Annotated in this window: 22 protein-coding genes and 2 pseudogenes; 20 read left to right on the forward strand and 4 right to left on the reverse strand. The window is 65.7% G+C overall.

All coding sequences use genetic code 11. The features are described 5' to 3' along the window. Window positions 1-15 precede the first annotated feature (15 nt). From CJU94_RS03595 to CJU94_RS03675, 17 genes and pseudogenes are all read left to right on the forward strand, one after another. Window positions 16-438, forward strand: coding sequence for a transposase (locus CJU94_RS03595; protein WP_041025200.1), 423 nt, complete (start codon window positions 16-18; stop codon window positions 436-438). Window positions 439-445: 7 nt separating this feature from the next. Beyond that, entirely contained in the window at window positions 446-778 is a 333-nt protein-coding gene (gene tnpB, locus CJU94_RS03600) for an IS66 family insertion sequence element accessory protein TnpB (RefSeq protein WP_024100067.1), read from the forward strand. A 64-nt stretch (window positions 779-842) separates the two neighbouring features. Further along, window positions 843-2,423: an IS66 family transposase gene (gene tnpC, locus CJU94_RS03605; protein ID WP_024100066.1), complete on the forward strand. Its 1,581-nt coding sequence runs from the start codon at window positions 843-845 to the stop codon at window positions 2,421-2,423. Between the two features lie 43 nt (window positions 2,424-2,466). Beyond that, window positions 2,467-3,417: pseudogene (locus tag CJU94_RS03610) on the forward strand (ISL3 family transposase); the annotation flags it as partial. Window positions 3,418-3,639: 222 nt separating this feature from the next. Beyond that, a complete protein-coding gene (locus tag CJU94_RS03615; protein WP_024100064.1) occupies window positions 3,640-5,673 on the forward strand; it encodes a conjugal transfer protein TraG in 2,034 nt (677 codons plus the stop codon). Beyond that, window positions 5,670-6,146 (forward strand): CopG family transcriptional regulator, encoded by a 477-nt coding sequence (locus CJU94_RS03620; protein ID WP_024100063.1) that lies wholly within the window; start codon window positions 5,670-5,672, stop codon window positions 6,144-6,146. The genes CJU94_RS03615 and CJU94_RS03620 overlap by 4 nt, the downstream gene beginning before the upstream one ends. Further along, window positions 6,143-7,180 carry a P-type conjugative transfer ATPase TrbB gene (trbB, locus tag CJU94_RS03625; RefSeq protein WP_024100062.1) on the forward strand — a complete coding sequence of 346 codons (1,038 nt, stop codon included), beginning with the start codon at window positions 6,143-6,145 and terminating at the stop codon, window positions 7,178-7,180. The genes CJU94_RS03620 and trbB overlap by 4 nt, the downstream gene beginning before the upstream one ends. Next, window positions 7,177-7,569: a TrbC/VirB2 family type IV secretion system protein gene (locus CJU94_RS03630; RefSeq protein ID WP_024100061.1), complete on the forward strand. Its 393-nt coding sequence runs from the start codon at window positions 7,177-7,179 to the stop codon at window positions 7,567-7,569. Before trbB ends, CJU94_RS03630 begins: the two co-directional genes overlap by 4 nt. Then, window positions 7,566-7,838, forward strand: a complete 273-nt coding sequence (locus CJU94_RS03635; protein ID WP_024100060.1) for a VirB3 family type IV secretion system protein — start codon at window positions 7,566-7,568, stop codon at window positions 7,836-7,838. Before CJU94_RS03630 ends, CJU94_RS03635 begins: the two co-directional genes overlap by 4 nt. A 9-nt stretch (window positions 7,839-7,847) precedes the next feature. Next, window positions 7,848-10,307 (forward strand): conjugal transfer protein TrbE, encoded by a 2,460-nt coding sequence (gene trbE / locus CJU94_RS03640; RefSeq protein ID WP_024100059.1) that lies wholly within the window; start codon window positions 7,848-7,850, stop codon window positions 10,305-10,307. Further along, complete coding sequence (gene trbJ / locus CJU94_RS03645) at window positions 10,304-11,032, forward strand: P-type conjugative transfer protein TrbJ (RefSeq protein ID WP_024100058.1); 729 nt, start codon at window positions 10,304-10,306, stop codon at window positions 11,030-11,032. Before trbE ends, trbJ begins: the two co-directional genes overlap by 4 nt. Before the next feature lie 11 nt (window positions 11,033-11,043). Continuing rightward, a complete protein-coding gene (locus CJU94_RS03650; RefSeq protein WP_024100057.1) occupies window positions 11,044-11,346 on the forward strand; it encodes an EexN family lipoprotein in 303 nt (100 codons plus the stop codon). After that, window positions 11,343-12,686, forward strand: a complete 1,344-nt coding sequence (trbL, locus tag CJU94_RS03655) for a P-type conjugative transfer protein TrbL (RefSeq protein WP_024100056.1) — start codon at window positions 11,343-11,345, stop codon at window positions 12,684-12,686. Before CJU94_RS03650 ends, trbL begins: the two co-directional genes overlap by 4 nt. An 18-nt stretch (window positions 12,687-12,704) precedes the next feature. Continuing rightward, window positions 12,705-13,409: a conjugal transfer protein TrbF gene (gene trbF, locus CJU94_RS03660; protein WP_024100055.1), complete on the forward strand. Its 705-nt coding sequence runs from the start codon at window positions 12,705-12,707 to the stop codon at window positions 13,407-13,409. After that, window positions 13,406-14,395, forward strand: a complete 990-nt coding sequence (trbG, locus tag CJU94_RS03665; RefSeq protein WP_024100054.1) for a P-type conjugative transfer protein TrbG — start codon at window positions 13,406-13,408, stop codon at window positions 14,393-14,395. The genes trbF and trbG overlap by 4 nt, the downstream gene beginning before the upstream one ends. Before the next feature lie 2 nt (window positions 14,396-14,397). Next, a complete protein-coding gene (locus tag CJU94_RS03670; RefSeq protein WP_024100053.1) occupies window positions 14,398-15,660 on the forward strand; it encodes a TraB/TrbI/VirB10 family type IV secretion system protein in 1,263 nt (420 codons plus the stop codon). Beyond that, entirely contained in the window at window positions 15,657-15,908 is a 252-nt protein-coding gene (locus CJU94_RS03675) for a DUF2274 domain-containing protein (protein ID WP_024100052.1), read from the forward strand. Before CJU94_RS03670 ends, CJU94_RS03675 begins: the two co-directional genes overlap by 4 nt. Before the next feature lie 292 nt (window positions 15,909-16,200). Here the strand turns inward: CJU94_RS03675 and maiA are convergent, their stop codons facing one another. Continuing rightward, a complete protein-coding gene (gene maiA, locus CJU94_RS03680) occupies window positions 16,201-16,845 on the reverse strand; it encodes a maleylacetoacetate isomerase (RefSeq protein WP_095417556.1) in 645 nt (214 codons plus the stop codon). Between the two features lie 25 nt (window positions 16,846-16,870). Next, window positions 16,871-17,569, reverse strand: a complete 699-nt coding sequence (locus CJU94_RS03685) for a fumarylacetoacetate hydrolase family protein (protein ID WP_095417557.1) — start codon at window positions 17,567-17,569, stop codon at window positions 16,871-16,873. 228 nt (window positions 17,570-17,797) lie between these two features. Here CJU94_RS03685 and ybiB point away from each other — a divergent pair, with 228 nt between their 5' ends. Both ybiB and CJU94_RS03695 read left to right on the forward strand, forming a co-directional pair. After that, complete coding sequence (gene ybiB, locus CJU94_RS03690; protein ID WP_095420206.1) at window positions 17,798-18,769, forward strand: DNA-binding protein YbiB; 972 nt, start codon at window positions 17,798-17,800, stop codon at window positions 18,767-18,769. Window positions 18,770-19,272: 503 nt separating this feature from the next. Then, window positions 19,273-20,271 (forward strand): annotated as a pseudogene (locus CJU94_RS03695) (2-isopropylmalate synthase); the annotation flags it as partial. Between the two features lie 287 nt (window positions 20,272-20,558). Here the strand turns inward: CJU94_RS03695 and CJU94_RS03700 are convergent. Further along, the gene (locus tag CJU94_RS03700) at window positions 20,559-20,942 is read right to left on the reverse strand and encodes a nuclear transport factor 2 family protein (RefSeq protein ID WP_095417559.1); all 384 of its coding nucleotides are present in this window, start codon (window positions 20,940-20,942) and stop codon (window positions 20,559-20,561) included. Between the two features lie 43 nt (window positions 20,943-20,985). Beyond that, entirely contained in the window at window positions 20,986-21,549 is a 564-nt protein-coding gene (locus tag CJU94_RS03705) for an acyloxyacyl hydrolase (RefSeq protein WP_095417560.1), read from the reverse strand. A gap of 363 nt (window positions 21,550-21,912) precedes the next feature. On the opposite strand from CJU94_RS03705, the gene rpoH reads away from it, so the two are divergent. Further along, window positions 21,913-22,848: an RNA polymerase sigma factor RpoH gene (gene rpoH / locus CJU94_RS03710; protein WP_007179432.1), complete on the forward strand. Its 936-nt coding sequence runs from the start codon at window positions 21,913-21,915 to the stop codon at window positions 22,846-22,848. Window positions 22,849-22,851 lie beyond the last annotated feature (3 nt).

Consider the following 22,851-nt stretch of genomic DNA (forward strand, 5'->3'; position numbering starts at 1 on the left):
CAAATGCGTGGACACATGGACACTTCCCAACCCGATCCCGGTGTGGCGCGGCCACCCAAGCGGAGCTGGCGGCGGCACTGCGATGAGTTCAAGTCGCATGTCATCGCGATGGCCCGCCAAGGCCATGGCTCGGTCGCCGCAGTGGCGCTTGCCAACGGCCTGAACGCGAACATGCTGCGACGCTGGGTGCGCGAGTCGGAGATGGCCGACGATGCATCCGCGGCGACGCGCACCCAGGCCGCCATGAGCCCACCCGCATTCGTGCCGGTGACGCTGGCCGACTTCGGTGATCGAACACCTGCCGCGCCCGAGCCGAGCGCTGCCCCCTCGGCATCCGAACGCGTCACGGTGGAGATCCGCCGCGGCACCACCAGTGTCAGCGCCAGCCTGCCGATGGACGCGCGCAGCGCCGCCTGGCTGCGCGACGTACTGGCTTGAGACGCGCATGATCAAGGTCGATGCTGTGTGGCTGGCCGTACAGCCCCTGGACATGCGCCTGGGCACCGAGGCCGCACTCGCCCGCGTGGTCGGCGTCTTCGGCGCTGCGCACCCGAACCATGCCTACCTCTTCGCCAATCGGCGCGCCAACCGCATGAAGGTGCTGGTGCACGACGGCATCGGCGTGTGGCTGGCCGCTCGCAGGCTCAACGCCGGCAAGTTCGTCTGGCCCGCCGACGCCAGCGCCACGCTGCAGCTGACGCGGCCGCAGTTCGATGCCCTGGTGCTGGGCCTGCCCTGGCAGCGGCTGGGCGATGCGGGGATCATCCGTGTGATCTGAACCACCCTTGCAATTGCCGGATGTGCCGATGCGCAGGGCGCTTCGGCGCGGCAGGATCACGTCCATGATCAGCGCCGAGCAACTGGACACCCTGCAGCCGCAGATGCGCCAGGCCGTGCAGTCGCTGCTGGCGCAGATCCAGCAGCGCGACGCCGAGATCGCCTTCAAGCAGGCGTTCATCGACAAGCTCACGCACGAGATGGCCGTGCTCAAGCGGATGAAGTTCGCCGCCACCAGCGAACGCTTCGCTGCCAGCCTGGCACCCGAGCAAAGGAGTCTGCTGGAGGAGACGCTGGACGCCGACCTGGCCGAACTCGAACGGGAGATCGAACGCGAGCAGGGCCAGGCCGACGACAAGGCCAAGGACAAGACCGAGAAGAAGACGCCCAAGCGCACCCCGTTGCCAGCGCATCTGCCGCGCCGCGACGTGCTGCACGAGCCGGTGGACACCACCTGCAATTGCGGGCAGCCCCTGCAGCGCTTCGGCGAGGACGTGGCCGAGCGGCTGGACTACCAGCCCGGCGTGTTCAGCGTCGAGCGCCATGTGCGTGGCAAGTGGGCATGCCGCTGCTGCGAGCGGATTGTTCAGGCGCCGGTGCCGGCACACGTCATCGACAAGGGCATCCCGAGCGCCGGCCTGCTGGCGCACCTGCTGGTTGCCAAGTTCCTGGATCACCTGCCGCTGTACCGCCAGGAAGCCATCTTCGAGCGCGCCGGCCACCTGATCGCCCGCTCGACGCTGGCGCAGTGGGTCGGCGAGTGCGGGGCGCAATTGCAGCCGCTGGTCAACGCGCTGGCCGACGAGTTGCGCCGCCATGCGGTGCTGCACGCCGACGAGACGCCGGTGGCCATGCTCAAGCCCAAGCACCTGAGCGACGGCAAGACGCACAAGGCCTACATCTGGTCGTACTGCACCACGAGCTTGAACGCGACGAAGGCCGTGGTCTTCCAGTTCACCGAGGGCCGCAGCGGCGAGAACGTTCAGCAGTTCCTCAAGCTCGACACCCCGCGAGCCTGGCAGGGAACGCTGGTTACCGACGGCTTTGGCGGCTACACCGCCACGACGACCAAGGGCGTGACATCGGCGCAATGCATGGCGCACGCGCGCAGGAAATTCAACGACCTGTGGGCCAACCACGCCAGCGCGGTCGGCCACCAAGCGCTGCGCTACTTCCAGGTGCTGTTCAGGATCGAGCGCGAGATCGAGGAACTGCCTGGCGATGAGCGAAGGAAGATACGGCAGCGCAAGTCACGTCGGGTGCTAGCGGTCTTGCATCGCTGGTTGCTCAGACAGCGGCAGTTGGTGCCGCCGGGCTCGGCCACGATGAAGGCCATCGACTACAGCTTCAAGCGCTGGACGCAACTCACGCGCTTCGTGCAGGACGGCGATGTGCCGATCTCCAACAACTGGGTGGAGAACCAGATCCGGCCCATCGCCATCGGCCGCTCGAATTGGCTGTTCGCCGGCAGCCTGCGCGCAGGCCAGCGGGCGGCGGCCATCATGAGCCTGCTGCACTCGGCGCGCATCAACGGGCATGAGCCCTACGCCTACATCAAGAACGTGTTGGAGCGCCTGCCCACGCACCCGGCCAGCCGCATTGATGAGTTGCTGCCGCATCGCTGGAAGCTTGCGGCAGCCCCGTAGCAGCGCGCCAGATCAAAGGAATGCAAATCCGTCCAGGTGAGTTGGCCGGACGGATACCTTCACGCTGCTGTTCGAGGCGCTGATCCTGATGCTGGCGCAGCAGATGCCGTTTGCCGCCGTGGCGCGCATCGTGGGCGAGTCGGCCCACCGGGTGATGGCCGTGTGCGAGCGCTACGTTGAGATCGCCCTGGGCCTGGCCGACTTCAGCCAGGTCACGGCTCTGGCCATCGACGAGACCTCGCGTGCCCGAGGCCACGACTACGCCACTTTGGCTGCCGACGCCGCCGCACGCCGGGTGCTGTTCGTCACCGAGGGCCGTGACGCCAAGACGCTCCAAGCGCTGGCAGCGGACCTTGCTGCGCACGGCTGCCCGGCCGAGCAGATCACCTCGGTGAGCATCGACATGTCACCCGCCTTCATCAAGGGCTGCACTGAGTTCCTGCCCAACGCCCGCATCACCTTCGACAAGTTCCACGTTGTCTGGCATGCCAGTGCGGCGGTGGACAAGATGCGCCGCATCGAGCAGCGCAGCGACAAGTCGCTCAAGGGTCTGCGCTGGTCGCTGCTGAAGGATCGCAGCCGCCTCAGGCCCGAGGCCGCCGCCGATCTGGACGCCTTGATCGCCAGAATGACCACGGTGCGCACGGCCCGCGCCTGGGTCTACAAGGAGCAGCTGCGAGAGATCCTCGAGCGCAAGCAGATCAACGTCGTGCGCACCATGCTCCAGCACTGGTGCACTTGCGTCATGCACTCCAAGGTTGAACCGATGAAGGAGGTGGCCGCGCTCGTGCGTCGCCACCTGGAGGGCATCGTCGCCTGGGCGCAGACCCGCCAGACCAACGGCTTCTTGGAGGCCATCAACGGCCTGTTCCAGGCCGCCAAGCGCCGCGCCCGTGGCTTCGTGCGCCTGGCCACCATCAGAACCGTCATCTTCCTGATCGCCGGCAAGCTCGACTTCCAGGCCATCAATCCTCATGCCCCGCAACCCACTTGAAATTCAACAGAGCCTTATTTTTCTCAACACGCCGCAATGCGCCAGTTCTTGTGGCGTTTTTCTTTGACTCGCCGCTTCACGAATTCTTTCCTTTTGCTCGATCTTTCTGCCTGAAACGGTCTTTGACCGGCACTGACCTGACACCGATCCTGACGCCTGCGGCACGCCCTTGTGCCGCTTTTCCCATGAGGAATCAGCGCAGGAGAAATCGGAGGCAAGGTCATGCAAGGGACGAACGTACTGTTCGGTCAGATCGCCGTGGTATTCGGCATCGTGATCGCTGGCGTCTGGAGCGCCACGCAATGGACAGCCGCCGCTCTGGGCTATCAGCTACGCCTTGGCTCGCCCTGGTTTGATTTCCTGGGTACGCCGATCTACCACCCGTGGCGGTTGTTCGAGTGGTGGTTCTTCTTCGACGCCTACGCGCCCCGTGTTTTCGACATCGGCGGTGCGTTTGCCGGCGGCAGCGGCCTTGTCGCTGTGCTGGTCGCCATCGGCATGTCGATCTGGCGCTCGCGCCAATCACGCCTCGTCACCACCTACGGCTCGGCCCGCTGGGCCAACGCGGAGGACATTCGCAAGGCGGGCCTCACGCAGCCGGCCGGCGTGTTCCTCGGCCAGCACGACCGCCAGTACCTGCGCCACGAAGGCCCGGAACACGTCCTGACCTTCGCGCCGACGCGCAGCGGCAAGGGTGTCGGCCTGGTGGTGCCAACGCTGCTTTCCTGGCCCGCGTCCGCCGTCGTCCATGACATCAAGGGCGAGAACTGGCAGATCACCGCCGGCTGGCGCTCGCGCTTCTCGCATTGCCTGCTGTTCAACCCCACGGATGCGAAGTCGGCGGCCTACAACCCGCTGCTGGAGGTGCGGCGCGGCGCGCATGAGGTGCGCGACGTGCAGAACATCGCGGACATTCTGGTCGATCCCGAAGGCGCGCTGGAGAAGCGCAACCATTGGGAGAAGACTTCGCACGCGCTGCTGGTGGGCGCCATCCTGCATGTTCTGTATGCGGGCGAAGACAAGACGCTGCGCGGCGTCGCCAACTTCCTCTCCGATCCGGCCAGTCCCTTCGAGCTGACCCTGCACCGGATGATGACCACGCCCCACCTGATGAACGGGAACGGTGGAAGCCCGCATCCGGTGGTGGCCTCTGCGGCGCGCGAAGTGCTCAACAAGAGCGACAACGAGCGCTCGGGCGTGCTGTCCACCGCCATGTCGTTCCTCGGCCTGTACCGAGACCCTACGGTGGCCGAAGTCACGTCGCGCTGCGACTGGCGCATTGCAGACCTCATTTCCGCCGAGCACCCGGTATCGCTGTACCTCGTAGTGCCGCCTTCGGACATTTCGCGCACGAAGCCGCTGATCCGCTTGATCCTCAACCAGATCGGGCGGCGGCTCACCGAATCACTCGACGGCAGCGATGGCATCGAGCGCCGCCACAAGCTGCTGCTGATGCTCGATGAGTTTCCGGCGCTCGGGCGCCTGGACTTCTTCGAGACGGCCTTGGCCTTCATGGCGGGCTACGGCATCCGCAGCTTCCTCATCGCGCAGTCGCTCAACCAGATCGACAAGGCGTATGGGCAGAACCATTCGATCCTCGACAACTGCCATGTGCGCGTGACGTTCGCCACCAACGACGAACGCACGGCCAAGCGCATTTCCGAGACGCTGGGCACCGCGACCGAGCTGCGCGCGCAGCGCAACTACGCGGGCCATCGCCTCGCGCCGTGGCTGGGGCACCTCATGGTGTCGCGGCAGGAAACGGCCCGCCCGCTGCTCACGCCGGGCGAAGTCATGCAGCTACCACCCGACGAAGCCGTGGTGATGGTGTCGAGCGTGGCGCCGATCAGGGCCAAGAAGCTGCGCTACTACGCCGACGCCAACTTCAAGCGGCGCGTTCTGTCGCCGCCTGCGCTCGCCACAGCGTCCAGTCCAGGGCGCTATGCCGATGTTCCTCCGGCACGCGCTGACGACTGGAGTGGCCTGGCGATTCCGCCGACGCCTGCCGCACCGGCCACGGCATCCGCCGATGGCCTGGAGCACCTGGGAACGGCCGACGACGGCGGCCCGCGCCGCCAGCCCGAGCTAACTGAGGCCGTCGCCTACGACCCCGAGCAAGCCGCACCCGCGGCCGACCTCGGGCTGCTCGATGACGACGACGACCTGCCGCTTCCCCTTCCTCGCCAGCTCGATACGGCCATGCAGCGCACGGCCCGGCTGGCATCCCTCGACCCCAACGATGGAATCGAACTATGAGCCCACATCGTTCAAGTTATCGCCTGAATCTCTTTATCCAGCCCGAGCACGCCCAGCGGCTCGACGAACTGGCCGCCAAGAAAGGCGTGTCCAAATCCAGCATCGTCGCTGCCGCCTTGGCGTCCTGGCTGTCGCCCGATGCCGCCGACCAGCGCGAGGCGGCCATCGCCAAGCGGCTGGATCGCCTGTCGCGCCAGGCCGAGCGTATGGAGCGCGACCAGAACATCGCCATCGAAACGCTGGCGCTGTTCATCCGCTACTACCTCACGGTCAGCATGCCGGTTCCCGAGGCGCACCAAGAGGCAGCGCGCGCCCAGGGCAAAGCGCGCTTCGAGCAGTTCGTGGAGCAGCTTGGTCGCCACCTGCTGCGCGGGCGAAGCCTCGTGCGTGACGTAGTGGAAGAACTGCATCCTGATCCGGTACGGATGGAGGACGCGGCGGCAGCCACAGAAGCGCAGGAGCGTGCGTCATGAGCGCAGTTCCCCAATCCATGAGCGCCACGTCGCTCGACCGGCGCATCCAGATGCTGCGCACGGCAATGGGGCCGCTGATCGCCACCGCGCTCGAAGACCCCGACGTGGTGGAAATCATGCTCAACCCGGATCGCACCCTTTGGGTGGATCGCCTGTCCTCGGGCCGCGCGCCGATGGGCGTGGAAATGCCCGAAGCGGATGGCGAGCGAATCATCCGCCTAGTCGCGGCTCACGTCGGCGCGGAGGTGCATCGCGGCCAGCCGCTGCTATCCGCCGAGCTGCCCGAAACCGGCGAACGCTTCGAGGGCATCTTGCCGCCCGCCGCGCCGGGGCCTGCCTTTGCGCTGCGCAAGCGCGCCATCGGCGTGATCCCGCTGGAGCGGTACGTCGTGGACGGAATGATGACCGCCGCCCAGGCGGCCTTTCTCGTTCGCGCGGTGCGCGAGCGCAAGAACATCCTGATCGCCGGGGCCACCAGCAGCGGTAAGACCACGCTCGCCAATGCCTTGCTCGCTGAAATCGCCGCTACCGGCGACCGCGTGCTAGTGCTCGAAGACACGGTGGAGCTGCAATGCGCGGCCCGCGACCACGTTCCGCTGCGCACGCGTTCCGGCGTGGTGTCCATGACCGAGCTGGTGCGCTCATCCATGCGTCTGCGGCCGGATCGCGTCGTCGTCGGCGAGGTGCGCGGCCCCGAGGCGCTGGATCTCATCAAGGTGTGGGGCACCGGCCACCCCGGCGGCATCGCCACGATCCACGCAGGCTCCGCGCTGGGCGCGCTGCTGCGCATGGAGCAACTGATTCTCGAAGTGGCGGTGAACCCGCCCCGTGCGCTGATCGCCGAAGCCGTGGACGTGGTGATCCATATCGCCGGGCGCGGGCGCAAGCGCCGCATCGAGAGCATCGCCCGCGTCGTCGGCTTCGATGGCGTGGGCTACCAACTGGCGGACGCTCTGGCCGCGCCGTTTCCCGAGCTGCCATCGCAGTCCGACCTTTCTTCCCCGTCCCTCAACCACCCTGGAGAACTGCCATGACGCAGATGCACGTTCCTGCTTTCCGTATTTCCGTAAATCCGCCTTCGCGCCTGTCCGGCCTTGCCCGACTGCGCCGCCTGGCTCGCCCTGCACAGCAGGGAATGATGATGGCTGCGGTAATGCTGTTCATGGCCGGGACGGCAAAGGCCGCAGGTTCCTCGATGCCGTGGGAAGGGCCGCTGCAGTCGATCTTGGAGTCGATCCAAGGGCCGGTGGCGCGCATCGTCGCGGTCATCATCATCATCGCCACGGGCCTCGCGCTGGCCTTCGGCGACACGTCGGGCGGCTTCCGCAAACTGATCCAGATCGTGTTCGGCCTGTCCATCGCGTTCGCGGCTTCGAGCTTCTTCCTGTCGTTCTTCAGCTTCTCCGGCGGGGCTGTCGTATGAGCGGCCCGGACAGCTTCGCGGCAGGGTTCGAGGTGCCTTTGCATCGCTCGCTCACCGAGCCGATCTTGCTGGGCGGCGCACCGCGCACCGTGGCGATCGCCAACGGCACGCTGGCCGCCGCTGTCGGGCTGGGCCTGCAACTCTGGATTCCCGGTGCCGTGCTCTGGATCGTCGGCCATGCGCTGGCGGTTTGGGGGGCGCGCGTCGATCCGCAGTTCATGCAGGTCTTCGCGCGGCACGTCAAGCATCGCCCGCTGCTGGACGTGTGAGGTGATGCCATGCTGAACCTCGCCGAATACCGCCAGCGGCCCACGCTGCTCGCCGACTGGCTGCCCTGGGCCGGGCTGGTCGCGCCGGGTGTCGTCTTGAACAAGGACGGCAGTTTCCAGCGCACGGCCCGGTTTCGCGGTCCTGACCTCGACAGCGCCACGCAAGGCGAGCTGATCGCCACGTCGGCGCGCTTGAACAACGCGCTGCGCCGGCTGGGTTCGGGCTGGGCGCTGTTCATCGAGGCCGAGCGCCGCGCCGCCGCCGACTATCCTCACTCCGAGTTTTCCGAGCCGCTTTCGTGGCTGGTGGACGAGGAACGCCGTGCAGCGTTCGAGGAATCCGACAACCACTTCGAGAGCGGCTATCACCTGACGCTGGTGTACCTGCCGCCCGAAGAATCGCGTGCCCGTGCAGCGGGAATGCTGTACGAGAACCGGCCCACCGAGGGCGTGGACTGGCGTGAGCGCCTGACCGCCTTCGTGGCGGAGACGGATCGGGTCTTTGATCTGCTCGATGGCGTGATGCCGGAAATCTCCTGGCTGGACGACAGCCAGACGCTGACGTACCTGCACGCCACGGTATCGACGCGGCGCGATCGGCTGGCGGTGCCCGAAGTGCCGTTCCACATCGACGCGCTACTGACTGATTCGCCGCTGGTCGGCGGCCTGGCGCCCATGCTGGGCGACCGGCACCTGCGCGTGGTGTCGGTGCGGGGCTTTCCGACCTCGACCTGGCCGGGGATTCTGGACGACCTCAACCGCCTGGGATTTGGGTATCGCTGGAGTACGCGCTTTCTGTGCCTCGACAAATCCGAGGCGGAACGGGAATTGGGGCGTCTGCGCCGCCAGTGGTTCGCCAAGCGCAAGAACGTCATCGCGCTGCTGCGCGAAACGATCTTCCAGCAGGAAAGCCCGCTGGTCGATACCGATGCCAGCAACAAGGCCGCCGATGCGGATGCCGCCTTGCAGGAGCTGGGCAGCGATCAAGTCGCCTTCGGCTACCTGACGGCGACCGTCACCGTCATGGACGAGGACGCCGGCGCAGCCGACGAGAAGCTGCGGATGGTGGAGCGCGTCATCCAGGGGCGCGGGTTTGTGACCATCCCCGAAACGCTCAATGCCGTGGATGCGTGGCTGTCCTCGCTTCCCGGCAACGCCTATGCGAATGTCCGGCAGCCGATCATCTCGACCCTCAATCTGGCGCACATGATGCCGGTGTCGGCGGTATGGGCCGGGCCGGAGAAGAACGACCACTTGGACGGCCCGCCGCTGATCGTCACCCGCACCGATGGCGCGACGCCGTTCCGGCTGGTGACGCACATCGGCGACGTGGGCCACACGCTGGTCGCCGGCCCGACGGGCATGGGCAAGTCGGTCTTGCTTGCCACGCTGGCGATGCAGTTCCGCCGCTATCGCGGCTCGCGCATCTTCGCGTTCGATATGGGGCGCTCGATGCGCGCCACTGTTCTCGGGCTGGGCGGCGAGCACTACGACCTGGGCATGGATGGCGAAATCGCCTTCCAGCCGTTGGCACGCATTGACCGCGACGGCTACCGCACCTGGGCGGCCGAATGGATCGAAGGCCGCTTGCTGCACGAAGGCGTGGCCGTCGGCCCGGACGAGAAGGCGGCTATCTGGTCGGCACTCGGCAGCCTCGCTGGTGCGCCGGTGGAGCAGCGCACCATGACCGGCTTGTCAGTGCTGCTGCAATCGAACGCGCTGCGCCAAGCCTTGTCGCCCTATGTGTTGGGCGGCGCACACGGCAAGCTGCTGGACGCCGACCACGACCGGCTGGGCATGGCGGACGTGCAGGGTTTCGAGATGGAGGAGCTGATGCACAGCAAGGCCGCCGTCATGGCCGTGCTGCATTACCTCTTTGCGCGTTTCGATGAACGCTTCGACGGTGCGCCCACGCTGCTGATCCTCGATGAAGCCTGGTTGTTTCTCGATGACCCAGTGTTTGCAGCGCGCATCCGCCAATGGCTCAAGACGCTGCGCAAGAAAAACGTCAGCGTCATCTTCGCCACGCAGTCGCTCGCGGACATCAAGGATTCGAGCATCGCGCCCGCGATCGTCGAAAGCTGCGCGAGCCGCATCTTCCTGCCGAACCCGCAGGCGACCGAGCCGCAGATCAAGACGATCTATCAGGGCTTCGGCCTCAACAACCGCCAGATCGAAATCGTCGCCACGGCAGTTCCGAAGCGCGACTACTACTACCAATCCCGCCTCGGAAACCGCCTGTTCGACCTCGACCTGGGGGCGGCTGCGCTCGCGTTCGTAGGCGCTTCCACGCCGCAAGACCAGCTCGACATAGACCGCGTGCGGCTGGACGCCGGTACCCCCGGTTTCGCCGGCGCCTGGCTGCGCCATCGCGGCCTCGATTGGGCGGCTGACCTGCTGCCCTTGTTCTCCGGCCTCACGCCGGATTTCCTCCGTACCGCCGACTACCCACAGGAGAACCAGCCATGAAAAAGCGACTCATCGCCGCTGCCGTCGCGGCCATGCTTTGCACCGTTTCCACCGTACACGCGCAATGGGTCGTGATCGACCCCACGAACCTCGTGCAGAACACGCTGACCGCGATTCGCACGCTGGAGCAGATCAACAACCAGATCCAGCAGCTCCAGAACGAAGCGCAGATGCTGATGAACCAGGCGCGCAACCTCGCCAGCCTGCCGTCCAGCGTGGTCGGCCAGTTGCGCACCAACCTGGCGACGACCGAGCGGCTGATCGCCCAGGCGAAGGGCTTGGCCTACGACGTGACGAATCTGGATCAGGAGTTCGCGCGCCTGTACCCCGAGCAGTACGCGGCCACCGTCAGTGGCGACCAGATGTACCGCGACACGCAGGAGCGTTGGAAGAACACGCTCAACGGCTTGCAGACCACCATGCAGATGCAGGCGCAGGTGTCGCAGAACCTGGGCGTTGACGAAACCGTGCTGGCCGACCTCGTGGGCAAGAGCCAATCGGCCGAAGGCGCGTTGCAGGCGATGCAGGCCATGAACCAGTTGCTCGCCTTGCAGGCCAAGCAGTCGATCCAGTCGCAGCGGCTCCAGATCACGCAAGACCGAGCCACCGCACTGGAGCTGGCGCGGCAGGCCGCAGCCACCGAGCGCGGGCGCGAAGTGACGCGGCGCTTCCTGGGCAGCGGCACGCCGTACACGCCGCAGCCCGTCAACTTCTACAACCCCTGACGGGTGCGGCCATGAAGAACGCGCCCGTCCTGTTCGCTCTCGCTTCCCTGTTGGCCGGGTGCGGCCGGCCGCCTTCGGTGGACGCGCTGGCCGCCGACCCGTCCCGGCTGCACGCGCTACGCGCGCAATGCCGCGCGGGCGAGCACGGCGGCGCGTTCTGCGCGCAGGTGGCCCGAGCCGACCTGCGCCGCTTTCTCTCCGGCAAGGCCGGCCCCGGCGAGTACCAGACGCTCGCCGACCTGCCGCCGATCCCACCCAGCTTCGATGAACCCGCTGCCGATGACAACGGGCCTGGGCAGGAGAACTCGCCATGAATGACGTAACCATCATCGACCGCTTCCTCGATACGTTCTCGCGCTACATCGACTCGGGGTTTGGCCTGCTGCATGGCGAGGTGGCGTTTCTGACCGCCACGCTGATCGTCATCGACATGACGATCGCCGGGCTGTTCTGGGCGATGAGCCATGCCACCGGCCAGGGCGAAGACGTGATCGCCAAGCTGATCCGCAAGGTGCTCTACGTCGGTGCCTTCGCCTACATCATCGGCAACTTCAACTGGCTGGCCGGCATCGTGTTCCGCTCCTTCGCCGGGCTGGGCCTGACGGCCAGCGGCTCGACCTTGAGCATGGAGAACTTCCTGCATCCGGGAAGGCTGGCCAAGATCGGCATCGACGCCGGAGCGCCGATCCTCGATCAGATCGGCGACATGGCGGGCTTTCCCGAGGTGTTCGTGAACATCACGCCCATCGTCGTAATGTTCCTCGCCTGGCTGATCGTCCTGCTGTGCTTCTTCGTGTTGGCGATCCAGCTTTTCATCACGCTGATCGAGTTCAAATTGACGACGCTCGCGGGCTTCGTGCTGGTGCCGTTCGCCCTTTGGAACAAGACCGCGTTCCTCGCCGAAAAGGTGCTGGGCAACGTGGTGTCGTCGGGCATCAAGGTGCTGGTGCTGGCCGTCATCGTGGGCATCGGCTCGGGCTTGTTCGCCGAGTTTCAGGTGCAACCGGCCGAGCCGTCCATCGACCATTCGGTCGTCGTCATGCTGGCCTCGCTGACCCTGCTGGCGCTGGGCATCTTCGGGCCAGGCATTGCGACCGGGCTGGTATCGGGCGGCCCGCAACTCGGCGCGGGCGCGATGGCCGGCGCCGTGCTGGGCGCGGCCGGCACCGCCGTTGCCGTGGGCGCTGCGGCCACGGGCGTTGGTGGCGCCGTCGCTGCCGGCGCGCGCATGGCCCCGGCTGCCGCCAAGCTGGCCGGTAGCGGCGCGCGTGCCGCCGCCGGGGCCGCCAGCAGCGCGAAGTCCGCGTTTCAGGCTGGTTCCGCTTCTGCTGGCGGCGGCCTCAAGGGCGCAGCCGCCGGCGTGGGCAACGTCGCCAAGACCGGCGCACAGGCGGCCGGGCAGAAGGTGGCGCAAGGCGCGCGCTCGATCCGCGATCGCGCTGCCGCTGCGTTCAGCACCGATGCGCCAGCAGCCGCGTCCCCAGCGAGTGGCGATGCGCCGCCGTCAGCACCGCAGGAGCAACCGGCCTGGGCCAAGCGCCTGCACCGACGCCAACAGCTCACCCATGCCGCGACGACCGCCGCCCACACGCTGCGCGGTGGCGACGGCGGCAGTTCCAGCCAAGGGCCGAGCCTGCGCGATTCCGATTCCTGATCTTCAAGGAGAACACCCATGCGATTCAAACGCCCGCAGGTGCGCTATGCCGACACGCCGCAGCCTGCGACCCCGTATCAATCCGCCGCGCAAGTGTGGGACGAGCGCATCGGTTCGTCCCGCGTGCAAGCGAAGAACTGGCGGCTGATGGCTTTCGGCTGCCTGCTGCTGGCGCTGCTGATGGCCGGCGGCCTGGTGTGGCGCTCCGCGCAATCCATCGTCACGCCCTACGTGGTGGAGGTGGACAACGCGGGCCAAGTGCGCGCCGTCGGCGAAGCCGCCACGCCGTACCGGCCCAGCGATGCACAAGTGGCCTACCACCTGGGCCGCTTCATCGAGCTGGTGCGCTCGCTGTCCATCGACCCCATTGTCGTGCGCCAGAACTGGCTCGACGCCTACGACTACACCACCGACAAGGGCGCCGTGGTGCTCAACGACTACGCGCGCACCAACGACCCGTTCGCGCGTATCGGCAAGGAATCCGTCACGGTGCAGATAACCAGCGTGACCCGCGCCAGCGACACGTCTTTCAACGTGCGCTGGACGGAACGGCGCTTCGTCAACGGCGCCGCGGCGGGCACTGAACGCTGGAACGCCGTGATTTCCATCGTGCAGCAGACCCCGCGCACCGAACAGCGCCTGCGCAAGAACCCCCTGGGCATCTACGTCAACGGCCTGTCGTGGAGCCGTGAGCTGGATTCTTCCGAAGGAGCAAAACCATGAACCTGTCTTTCCGCTTTTACGCTTTGCCGTTGATGCTCGTTGCCTTGGCGGGCTGCGCCACACAGGGCAAGCCGCCGCCGGCCATCTCGCTCGATGAGCCGGTGCAGGCCCAGCCGCTGCCGGAGCCGCCCGCGCCGGTGGAAGTGGTCAAGGTGCCCGAGCCGCTGGCGCTGCCGGCGCAGTTGAAGCCGTTGCCCGAAGCCGAGGCCGCCAAGCCCGTGCCGGAACCGGCCGACGAAACTGTGCGCGTCTCGCGTGCCAATGCCGAGGCGCGCATCGCGCCCACGCGCGAGGGCTACGTCAATGCGATTCAGGTGTGGCCCTTCACCGATGGCGCGCTGTATCAGGTCTATGCGGCCGTGGGCCGCGTGACCGTGATCGCGCTCCAGCCCGGCGAGGAACTGGTGACGGTCGCCGCGGGCGACACGGTGCGCTGGATCGTGGGCGACACGTCCAGCGGCAGCGGTGATGCGCTGCGCGTGAACGTGATGGTCAAGCCCATCCGCTCGGGCCTCAAGACGAATCTGGTCATCACCACCAGCCGGCGCACCTACCTGCTGGAGCTGACCTCGACCGAAAAGACATGGATGGCCTCGGTTTCCTGGGAGTACCCGAAGGACAAGATGCTGGCCTTGCAGCGCCAGGCGCAGGCGGCCAGCACCGCCGCGCCTGTTGATACCGGCTTGTCGCTGGAGAAGATCCGCTTCCGCTACGCGGTCAGCGGCAGCAATCCGCCGTGGAAGCCGCTGCGCGCCTTCGATGACGGCGAGAAGGTCTATATCCAGTTCCCCGCCGGCATCGCGCAAGGCGAGCTGCCGCCGCTGTTCGTGATCGGTGCGCAGGGCGACGGGCAACTGGTGAACTACCGCTTCCGCGCGCCGTACTACATCGTGGATCGCCTCTTTGGCGCGGCGGAGCTGCGCCTGGGCGGCGACAAGGGCGACGTGGTGCGGATCGAGCGCACGGACGGCACCCGGAGGAACTGACCATGAGCAAGGACGACACCCCCGACCGTGCCGCGCCGCAGGCGGGCAAGGTCGCGCCCGAGGCGGTGGCGCTGCGCGCCCAGCCGCGCCCGGTCACTCGCCTGAACCGGCGCACGCTGGCGATGCTCATGGGCGGCCTGTCGGTCGCCGTGCTGGGTGCGACTATCTGGTCATTGCAGCCGCACCGGCGGGGCGCGGGCGAGCAGACCGAGCTTTACAACGTCGATCGCGTGAGCAAGTCCGAAGGGCTGGACGGCCTGCCTTCGGACTACTCGAAGCTGCCGCAGAAGGTGCCCGAGCTGGGGCCGCCGCTGCCGGGCGACCTTGGCCCCGCCATCGTGGCCTCGCAGCAGCCGGTAACGCCGACCTATGCGCCGCCCGGCCACGACCCAGAGGACGCCTTGCGCAAGGAGGCCGACGCCGCGGCGGCCTCATCGGTGTTCTTCCGCTCGGGCCAGCAGGGCAAGGCCGCAGCGCCAGCCACGGCCCAAACCCCTGCGGCTGCGCCGGGCAGCGCCTTCGACCCGCTGGCGGCCGGGCCGGCCTCGACAGCGGCCCAGCCCGCCGACCCGACCGCCACGCAGAACCGGCAAGACCAGAAGGAGGCGTTCCTGAAAGGCGGTTCTACGGAAACCCGCAATTCCGGCAACCTGCAAATGCCGGCATCGCCGTATCAGGTCATGGCTGGCACGGTGATCGCCGGGGCGCTCGTCACGGGCATCAAGTCGGACTTGCCGGGCGACGTGATCGCCACGGTGACGGAGCCGGTCTATGACTCGGCCACAGGCAAGTTCCTGCTGATCCCGCAAGGCTCGCGCATCATGGGCAAATACAACAGCCAGGTCAGCTACGGGCAGAGTCGCGTGCAGGTGGTGTGGAACCGGATCATCCTGCCGGACACGTCTTCGCTGACCATCGACAACCTTGTGGGCACCGACCCGGCCGGCTATTCCGGCCTCGAAGATGGCGTGGACTACCACTGGAGCCGCATCGTCGCCGGCGCGGCGCTGACGACGCTACTGGGCGTGGGTGCCGAGTTGGCCGCGCCGGAGAACCGGCAGGACGGCAACCGCATCGTGATCGCGGGGCGCGACAGCGCGCAGGACAGCATCAATCAGGTCGGCCAGGAGATGACCCGGCGCAACATGAACATCCAGCCGACCTTGACCGAGCGGCCGGGCCTGCCGGTGCGGATCATCGTCAAGCGTGACCTGGTGCTGCGACCGTACCAGCCGATGTTCTTCAACAGGGGGGCGATGCGATGAGCACGGGCAAGAAGCTGCGGCTCGGGCCACTGCCGAAACTGGAGTCCACGAAGCTGACCTTCGCGTGTCCGGCCAGCCTGCGGGCCGACCTCGACCGCTACGCCGCGCTGCACGCGCAGACCTACGGCGAGGCGGTCGATGCTGCGACGCTCATCCCGCACATGCTGGAGGCGTTCATGGCTGGGGATCGAGGATTCAGGAAAGGAGCAGTGGCGGCGGCGAAGGCCGTGCAACCGAAACAGGCCTGATTTTGTTGGTTCATCACGACGAAAGCGCAGCCTACGGGCTGCGCTTTCGCTTTTGGAGTGGATTGCACCAGGCTAGAAGCTACAACAGCGATGCGCCCCGGCTCGCCGGAGTGCCCCTACACTTGCCACCGCAAAGCGCCTATGTGGCACCTAGCCTAAAAAGCAGTAGGAGCGCGCAACGGTCGATTTTTGGCCTAACCTATTGCCCCACAAGACCTTTCATGTTGCTGCCTGTCCGCATCAAAGGCTTGACAGCGGACATTTTTCATGCCGCCGGCCGGATCACGCCGGATCACTCGGCGTCGGGCTGTGCGCCGGGCGCCGCGCGGGCGAAAGCGTCGAGTTGCATGGCGTGATCATAGATGCGCTGGATGGTCGGAAACTTCGCCGTGTCGACCTTGAAGCGTTGCGCGTTGAACACTTGCGGAATCAGGCAGGTGTCGGCGATCGTCGGCGTATCGCCAAAACATAGCTTGCCGGTGCGCGAATCGGCTGCCAGTTGTGCTTCGAAGGTTGCGAAACCGGCTTCCACCCAGTGCCGGTACCACGCGTCCTTGGCGTCGTCGTCCAGACGCAGGGTGTGCTTCAGATACTTCAGCACACGCAGATTGTTCAGCGGATGAATCTCGCATGCCACCTGCAACGCCAGCGCGCGCACATGCGCACGATCGGCCGGCGTGACGGGCAGCAGCGGCGGCTCAGGGTGCGTCTCTTCCAGATACTCGATGATCGCCAGCGACTGCCCCATCAAGTGATTGCCGTCGACGAAAGTCGGCACGATGCCGTCCGCATTCACCTTCCGGTACTCGGGCTTCAACTGCTCGCCGCCGTCCCGCACGAGGTGCACCGGCACGTAGTCGTACGGCAGATTCTTCAAGTTCAGCGCAATGCGCACGCGATACGACGCCGAGCTACGGAAATAACTGTAGAGCTTCATGTTGTCTGTCTCCCCCACCCGGCCGTCAGACGACGCGCACGCTGAGTTCGCCGAGCCCGTCCACGCCACCCTTCATCAGGTCGCCCGGCACCACCGCGCCGACGCCTTCCGGCGTGCCGGTGAAAATCAGATCGCCGGGTTGCAGTTCGAACAGCGTGGACAAATAAGCGACCGTCTCAGCCACCGACCAGATCAGTTGCGACACGTCCGAGCTTTGCTTTTCTTCGCCGTTCACCGACAACCAGATTGCGCCCTTGCCGACATGACCGACCGTCGCCGCCGGATGAATCGGGCCGAGCGGCGCCGAGTGATCGAAGCCCTTCGCGGTATCCCAGGGACGGCCGAGCTTTTTCGCTTCGGCCTGCAGGTCGCGGCGCGTCATGTCGAGACCGAGCGCGTAACCGTAGACATGATCGAGCGCGCTCCCGGCCGCGATGTTCTTGCCGCCTTTGCCGATCGCCGCCACCATTTCCATTTCGAAATGGACATTTTTCGACTGCGACGGATAAGGAAACTCGCCGGTTGCGCCGGGCGCGACGTATAGCACGGCGTCAGCCGGCTTGGTGAAGAAGAACGGCGGCTCGCGGTCAGGATCGTGTCCCATCTCCCGCGCGTGGGCCTCGTAGTTGCGGCCCACGCAGTAGATGCGACGCACCGCGAATTGCTCGCTGGACCCCACAACCGGCACCGCGACCACCGGCGCCGGTGCAAATACGTAACTCATCCCGTTCTCCGTTCGTTGATCTCTGCCGCCAGCGCGGCAATAAAACATCGAGTGTAACGCGCTGCAAAGCGCCGCGCGCGGCAGTTCGGTATGGGCCGGCAAGGCCGGCGCCGCGCGTGTGGTGTCTCGCCGGACTGCTTTAGATGCGATACTCACATCGAACAGCATCCCTTGAATACCGTGGCCGACCGCTCCGAGGCGGCAGGCCAATACGTCCCCCTGCGCCCGATGACCGACTCCGCCGACACCGCCCTTCCCTTCCCCTGCGCCCGCTTCATCAAGGAGATCGGCCGCGGCCCCAACGGCGCCCGCGCGCTGACTCCCGACGATACGCGCGCGCTCTACACCGCCATGCTCGACGGCCGCGTGGCCGATCTCGAACTCGGCGCGGTGCTGCTCGCATATCGCGTGAAGGGCGAAACAGCCGACGAACTCGCCGCGATGCTGGCTGGCGCACATGCGTCGTTCGAGCCGGTCCATTTGCCGCACGGCGCGTTTCGGCCGGTGTCGATACCCACCTACAACGGCGCGCGCAAGCAGCCCAATCTGGTGCCGCTGCTCGCCCTGCTGCTGGCGCGTGAAGGCGTGCCGGTGCTGGTGCATGGCGTAACGGAAGATCCGGGCCGCGTGACGAGCGCGGAAATCTTCACGCACCTGCAAATCCCCCACGCGCGATCCCACGCCGACATCGAAGACGGTCTCGCCGAGCGCCGTCTTGCGTTTGCGCCGATCGACGTGCTCGCTCCCAAGCTCGCGCGTCTTCTGGCACTGCGCCGGCGCATGGGCGTGCGCAATTCGACGCACACGCTGGTGAAAATCCTGCAACCGTTCGCGCCCGCGGGACTGCGTCTCGTGAACTACACGCACCCGCCGTATCGCGACAGTCTCACGCAGTTGTTCAACACGCACCCGGACGCGGCGGTGGGCGGCGCGCTGCTTGCACGTGGCACTGAAGGCGAAGCGGTCGCGGATACGCGACGTCAGGTGCAGGTCGACTGGCTGCACGACGGCATCTGCGAAACGCGCGTGCCGCATGAACGCTCGTCGCCGGATGCGCCGGAAGTCGACTTGCCCGAGGCGAAAGACGCGCCGACGACGGCCGCCTGGATCAGCGCAGTGCTCCGTGGCGAGGCGCCCGTGCCGAGCGCGATCGAGCGGCAGGTCGAACTGATCGTGGACGTCGCGCGAATGCCGCTGTGACGGGCACGGCGTGCGCGCTGCGCCGCGCTTGGCGTCGCACCGTGCGGCAGGCGCGGGTTGACACGCCATCGCGCGCCGTCATACATTAGACCCATGCGTTCCGTTCCGAACTCCCTCCGAATTGCCTCCGGCCGTCTAGCACGGCCGCTATCGCTACACCTGGCGTAAGTCAGGCGTAGCGCCGAGCGCTGGCAACCGCGTTGCCTTCGTCCGGTCCTTCCCGCCGTTCCTGTTTCATCCCCCAAAGCGTAGTTCTTCACCACCTGTAGCCGTTTGCATTCGTCCGTTTACCGCGCGGACGAAGCGCGAGGATCAAATGCACGCCGCATGGGCCTTATCCACGTCCGTTTTCGCCGTCACGCTGACGCTGTTCGTTCGCGCCCGTTCGTTGCTGCCGCTAGCCACCGGTTGGCGGACCGTGCACCCGTGGCAGTCCGCCAGCCGCCCGACGCCACCCCCTTCCTGCATACGACACAACGAAGACACAACGAACGAGGCTCACCATGTTGCGCAACCCCGCTGAAAAATACCGCCCCTTTCCCGCTGTACGACTGTCCGGCCGCAAGTGGCCGAGCCGCACGATCAACCACGCGCCGGTCTGGATGAGCACCGATCTGCGCGACGGCAATCAGGCGTTGATCGAACCGATGAACGCCGCGCAAAAACTCGAATTCTTCGAGATGCTGGTCGCAATCGGCTTCAAGGAAATCGAGGTCGGCTATCCGTCGGCATCGCAAACGGATTTCGATTTCGTTCGCAAGCTGATCGAGGAAAAACGCATTCCTGACGACGTGACCATCGAAGTGTTCATGCCGTCGCGAGCAGAGCTGATCGCGCGCACATTCGAAGCGCTGGAAGGCGCGCCGCGCGCGATCGTGCACCTGTACAACGCGATCTGCCCGACGTTTCGGCGGATCGTTTTCAACCAGTCGAAGGCCGGGATCAAGGCGCTGGCCGTGGAAGGCACGCACATCATCAAGGCGCACGCGCAAGCGCGGCCCGGCACACACTGGACCTTCCAGTACTCACCCGAGACGTTCAACACCGCCGAGCTGCCGTTCTCGCGCGAGGTCTGCGACGCGGTGGCGCAGACGTGGCGCCCCACGCGCAGCCACAAAATGATCGTCAACTTGCCCGCTAGCGTGGAAGCCGCGACCCCGAACGTGTTCGCCGATCAGATCGAATGGATGGACCGCAACCTCGGCTATCGCGACAGCATCGTGCTGTCGGTTCATCCGCATAACGATCGCGGCACCGCGGTAGCCGCCGCGGAACTGGCACTGCTGGCGGGCGCGGATCGTGTCGAAGGCTGTCTGTTCGGCAACGGCGAGCGTACCGGCAATCTCGATCTCGTCACGCTCGCGATGAATCTGGATGCCCAAGGTGTCGATACGGGGCTCGATTTCTCCGATATCGCGGCGGTGCGACGCGTGGTGGAGCGCTGCAACCGGTTGCCGGTAGATCCGCGGCACCCGTATGCGGGCGATGCGGTGACGCCGGCACAGGTGGTGGCGCGACAACGCGCGGCGATGCCGGAGACGTCGGCTGGGGCCGGGGCGGCGGAGCGTCGCGAGTGGAGCGGGGTGAATGAGGAGAGCGTGACGGCGTGAGAGTCGGACGTGAAAGTCGGGCGTAAGAGTCGGGCGTAAGAGTCGGGCGCGAGGCAGAAGGGCATCACGAACGAACCGTCAGCGAACCACACGCCGAGCCACAAGCGCGCGACCCGTATGCTTGTGGCGGCCGGACGCCCACACGGCGCAACCGGTCCGTTAGCGTGAGCTCACAAGGCTCACTCGATTGCGCAACGCGTAGCCTGCCAGGCAATCAGGCGCCATTGTCCGTCTGCCTGCGTATGTATCGCCGTGTAGGCGATCGGGAACAGCAGAGCGCCGTTATTCGCTTCCATTTCGATCAGCGCCCGGCCGGTGACCACGCAGGTCTCCCGCCCGACCGGCAGCACGTCTTGCGACTGCACCTCGATCTGCCGATAGCGGCGGCGGCCCGCAATAATCCCGTCGATGAACTGCCGCTTCGTTTCCCTCTTGCCGTTCGTGTGAACGTAGCTCACGTTATCCGCGAGCAACGTGTCGAGCGATTGGCCGTCGCCGTCGACCATTGCACGAAAACGCTCTCGTTCGAGCTCGCGTATCGCTTCGATTGTCTTTGCCGCCATCGCTCAGCCCCTCGCACCGATGAGCCGAACGTGGCCACGGTCGTCAGAAGTTATATTGCAGATATAGCTGGTGGAAATTTATACCAGGATTCGGCTCTTTGATACCGCCGTTCGAAATATGCTGGAAGCGATAGCCCGCCTGGTACTGCTGGCGGTTGCCGAATTGCATGCCCACGCCGGCCATGTCGGCGAACTGGAACGCCGTGCCCAGCGTGAAGGTCGAAGAAAGCCGCGGACTCGAGAGCACGCGGATGCCCGCGCCCACTTCGGCGTACGGGCGGATCGGACCCGATTCCTTGATGAAACGTATGATCGGCGTCACGCCGATTTCGCCGATATTCTCGTGCACGTCGCCTTCGTCGGTGTGCCACCATGCCACATGCGCCTCTCCGACCAGCGAGAAATGCCAGTCACCGATCTGCCACCAGGTCAGATCCGGATCCCAAACGATTCCCAGATCGAGTTTCTTGACGTGGCGATCCCCCAGTCCACCGGCGACCTGCACGCCGAACTGGCCGGCCAACGCCCATCCCGAGGTTCCCACCAGCACGGCCGCAGCCGTGATTTTTAGCGCCAGACCACGCAAAGCATTCTTTTTGTTGTCCATCTAACACCCGTTTTTCGCCGCCCGCTGAACAATTCGTAACAGTTTTGCGTATTCTAAAGTCAATCCAAATTTGGTGGATCGTATGAAGGAATACCATTTTTCGCAATTAGTCACTTCCAATACTGAAAAAATCGGTCACTTATTATCAACAAGTCGATCTGACAGGTAACTTATACGCCGCGCGCAGAGCTCTTCAAGAAGGCGTACCATGGCTATTGAATTGTGAATTTCAATAGGAATTTGCGGAACCTAGATGGCCCTACGCCCTCTAAGTATTAGCACTCGGTAAATCAGAGTGCTAACATCCAACGCTGGAGTCGTTACCTGAACAAGCTTTTGTCTGATTCCAAAGGAGTTTCTTACGTGAGCCATGCAATGACCCTTCCGAGTACTTTGAGCCCGTCGTCGGCTAAGGCCGCTTCGGCAGGTGCACTGGCGCTCTCGCATTCCTCTCTGCTGCCCGGTCAGCTGGGCAATATCGACGCCTACATCCAGGCCGTCAATCGGATTCCGATGCTGACGCCGGCGGAAGAACGCCAGTTCGCCACCGAATTTCGCGAGCAGGACAACCTCGAGTCCGCACGCCGTCTCGTCCTGTCGCATCTGCGGCTGGTCGTGTCGATCGCGCGCAACTATCTGGGCTATGGACTGCCGCACGCCGACCTGATCCAGGAAGGCAATATCGGCCTGATGAAGGCCGTGAAGCGCTTCGATCCGGAGCAGAACGTGCGCCTCGTGTCGTACGCCATGCATTGGATCAAGGCCGAGATCCACGAATACATTCTGCGCAACTGGCGGATGGTGAAAGTCGCCACGACCAAGGCGCAGCGCAAGCTGTTCTTCAACCTGCGCAGCCACAAACAGGGTCTGGGCGCATTCACGCCGGACGAGATCGAAGGTCTCGCCAAAGAGCTGAATGTGAAGCGCGAAGAAGTGTCCGAAATGGAAACGCGCCTCTCGGGCGGCGATATCGCACTGGAAGGCCAGGTCGAAGACGGCGAAGAGTCGTACGCGCCGATCGCCTATCTGGCCGACTCGCATAGCGAACCGACGGCCGTGCTGGCCTCGCGTCAGCGCGACAAGCTGCAAAGCGACGGTATCGCGAGCGCGCTGGACGCACTCGACGCCCGCAGCCGCCGTATCATCGAGGCACGCTGGCTGAAGGTGGAAGACGACGGCTCGGGTGGCTCGACGCTGCACGAACTGGCCGACGAGTTCGGTGTATCCGCCGAACGTATTCGCCAGATCGAGGCGAGCGCAATGAAGAAGATGCGCGGCGCACTCACCGAATATGCGTAAAGC

Source organism: Paraburkholderia aromaticivorans, assembly GCF_002278075.1.
GTDB lineage: Bacteria > Pseudomonadota > Gammaproteobacteria > Burkholderiales > Burkholderiaceae > Paraburkholderia > Paraburkholderia aromaticivorans.

What these genes read in the sequence shown, in the direction of transcription:
- CJU94_RS03595 (WP_041025200.1), top strand. Translation starts at nt 16, where the DNA reads ATGGACACTTCCCAACCCGATCCCGGTGTGGCGCGGCCACCCAAGCGG.
- tnpB (WP_024100067.1), top strand. Translation starts at nt 446, where the DNA reads ATGATCAAGGTCGATGCTGTGTGGCTGGCCGTACAGCCCCTGGACATG.
- tnpC (WP_024100066.1), top strand. Translation starts at nt 843, where the DNA reads ATGATCAGCGCCGAGCAACTGGACACCCTGCAGCCGCAGATGCGCCAG.
- CJU94_RS03615 (WP_024100064.1), top strand. Translation starts at nt 3,640, where the DNA reads ATGCAAGGGACGAACGTACTGTTCGGTCAGATCGCCGTGGTATTCGGC.
- CJU94_RS03620 (WP_024100063.1), top strand. Translation starts at nt 5,670, where the DNA reads ATGAGCCCACATCGTTCAAGTTATCGCCTGAATCTCTTTATCCAGCCC.
- trbB (WP_024100062.1), top strand. Translation starts at nt 6,143, where the DNA reads ATGAGCGCAGTTCCCCAATCCATGAGCGCCACGTCGCTCGACCGGCGC.
- CJU94_RS03630 (WP_024100061.1), top strand. Translation starts at nt 7,177, where the DNA reads ATGACGCAGATGCACGTTCCTGCTTTCCGTATTTCCGTAAATCCGCCT.
- CJU94_RS03635 (WP_024100060.1), top strand. Translation starts at nt 7,566, where the DNA reads ATGAGCGGCCCGGACAGCTTCGCGGCAGGGTTCGAGGTGCCTTTGCAT.
- trbE (WP_024100059.1), top strand. Translation starts at nt 7,848, where the DNA reads ATGCTGAACCTCGCCGAATACCGCCAGCGGCCCACGCTGCTCGCCGAC.
- trbJ (WP_024100058.1), top strand. Translation starts at nt 10,304, where the DNA reads ATGAAAAAGCGACTCATCGCCGCTGCCGTCGCGGCCATGCTTTGCACC.
- CJU94_RS03650 (WP_024100057.1), top strand. Translation starts at nt 11,044, where the DNA reads ATGAAGAACGCGCCCGTCCTGTTCGCTCTCGCTTCCCTGTTGGCCGGG.
- trbL (WP_024100056.1), top strand. Translation starts at nt 11,343, where the DNA reads ATGAATGACGTAACCATCATCGACCGCTTCCTCGATACGTTCTCGCGC.
- trbF (WP_024100055.1), top strand. Translation starts at nt 12,705, where the DNA reads ATGCGATTCAAACGCCCGCAGGTGCGCTATGCCGACACGCCGCAGCCT.
- trbG (WP_024100054.1), top strand. Translation starts at nt 13,406, where the DNA reads ATGAACCTGTCTTTCCGCTTTTACGCTTTGCCGTTGATGCTCGTTGCC.
- CJU94_RS03670 (WP_024100053.1), top strand. Translation starts at nt 14,398, where the DNA reads ATGAGCAAGGACGACACCCCCGACCGTGCCGCGCCGCAGGCGGGCAAG.
- CJU94_RS03675 (WP_024100052.1), top strand. Translation starts at nt 15,657, where the DNA reads ATGAGCACGGGCAAGAAGCTGCGGCTCGGGCCACTGCCGAAACTGGAG.
- maiA (WP_095417556.1), bottom strand. Translation starts at nt 16,845, where the DNA reads ATGAAGCTCTACAGTTATTTCCGTAGCTCGGCGTCGTATCGCGTGCGC.
- CJU94_RS03685 (WP_095417557.1), bottom strand. Translation starts at nt 17,569, where the DNA reads ATGAGTTACGTATTTGCACCGGCGCCGGTGGTCGCGGTGCCGGTTGTG.
- ybiB (WP_095420206.1), top strand. Translation starts at nt 17,798, where the DNA reads ATGACCGACTCCGCCGACACCGCCCTTCCCTTCCCCTGCGCCCGCTTC.
- CJU94_RS03700 (WP_095417559.1), bottom strand. Translation starts at nt 20,942, where the DNA reads ATGGCGGCAAAGACAATCGAAGCGATACGCGAGCTCGAACGAGAGCGT.
- CJU94_RS03705 (WP_095417560.1), bottom strand. Translation starts at nt 21,549, where the DNA reads ATGGACAACAAAAAGAATGCTTTGCGTGGTCTGGCGCTAAAAATCACG.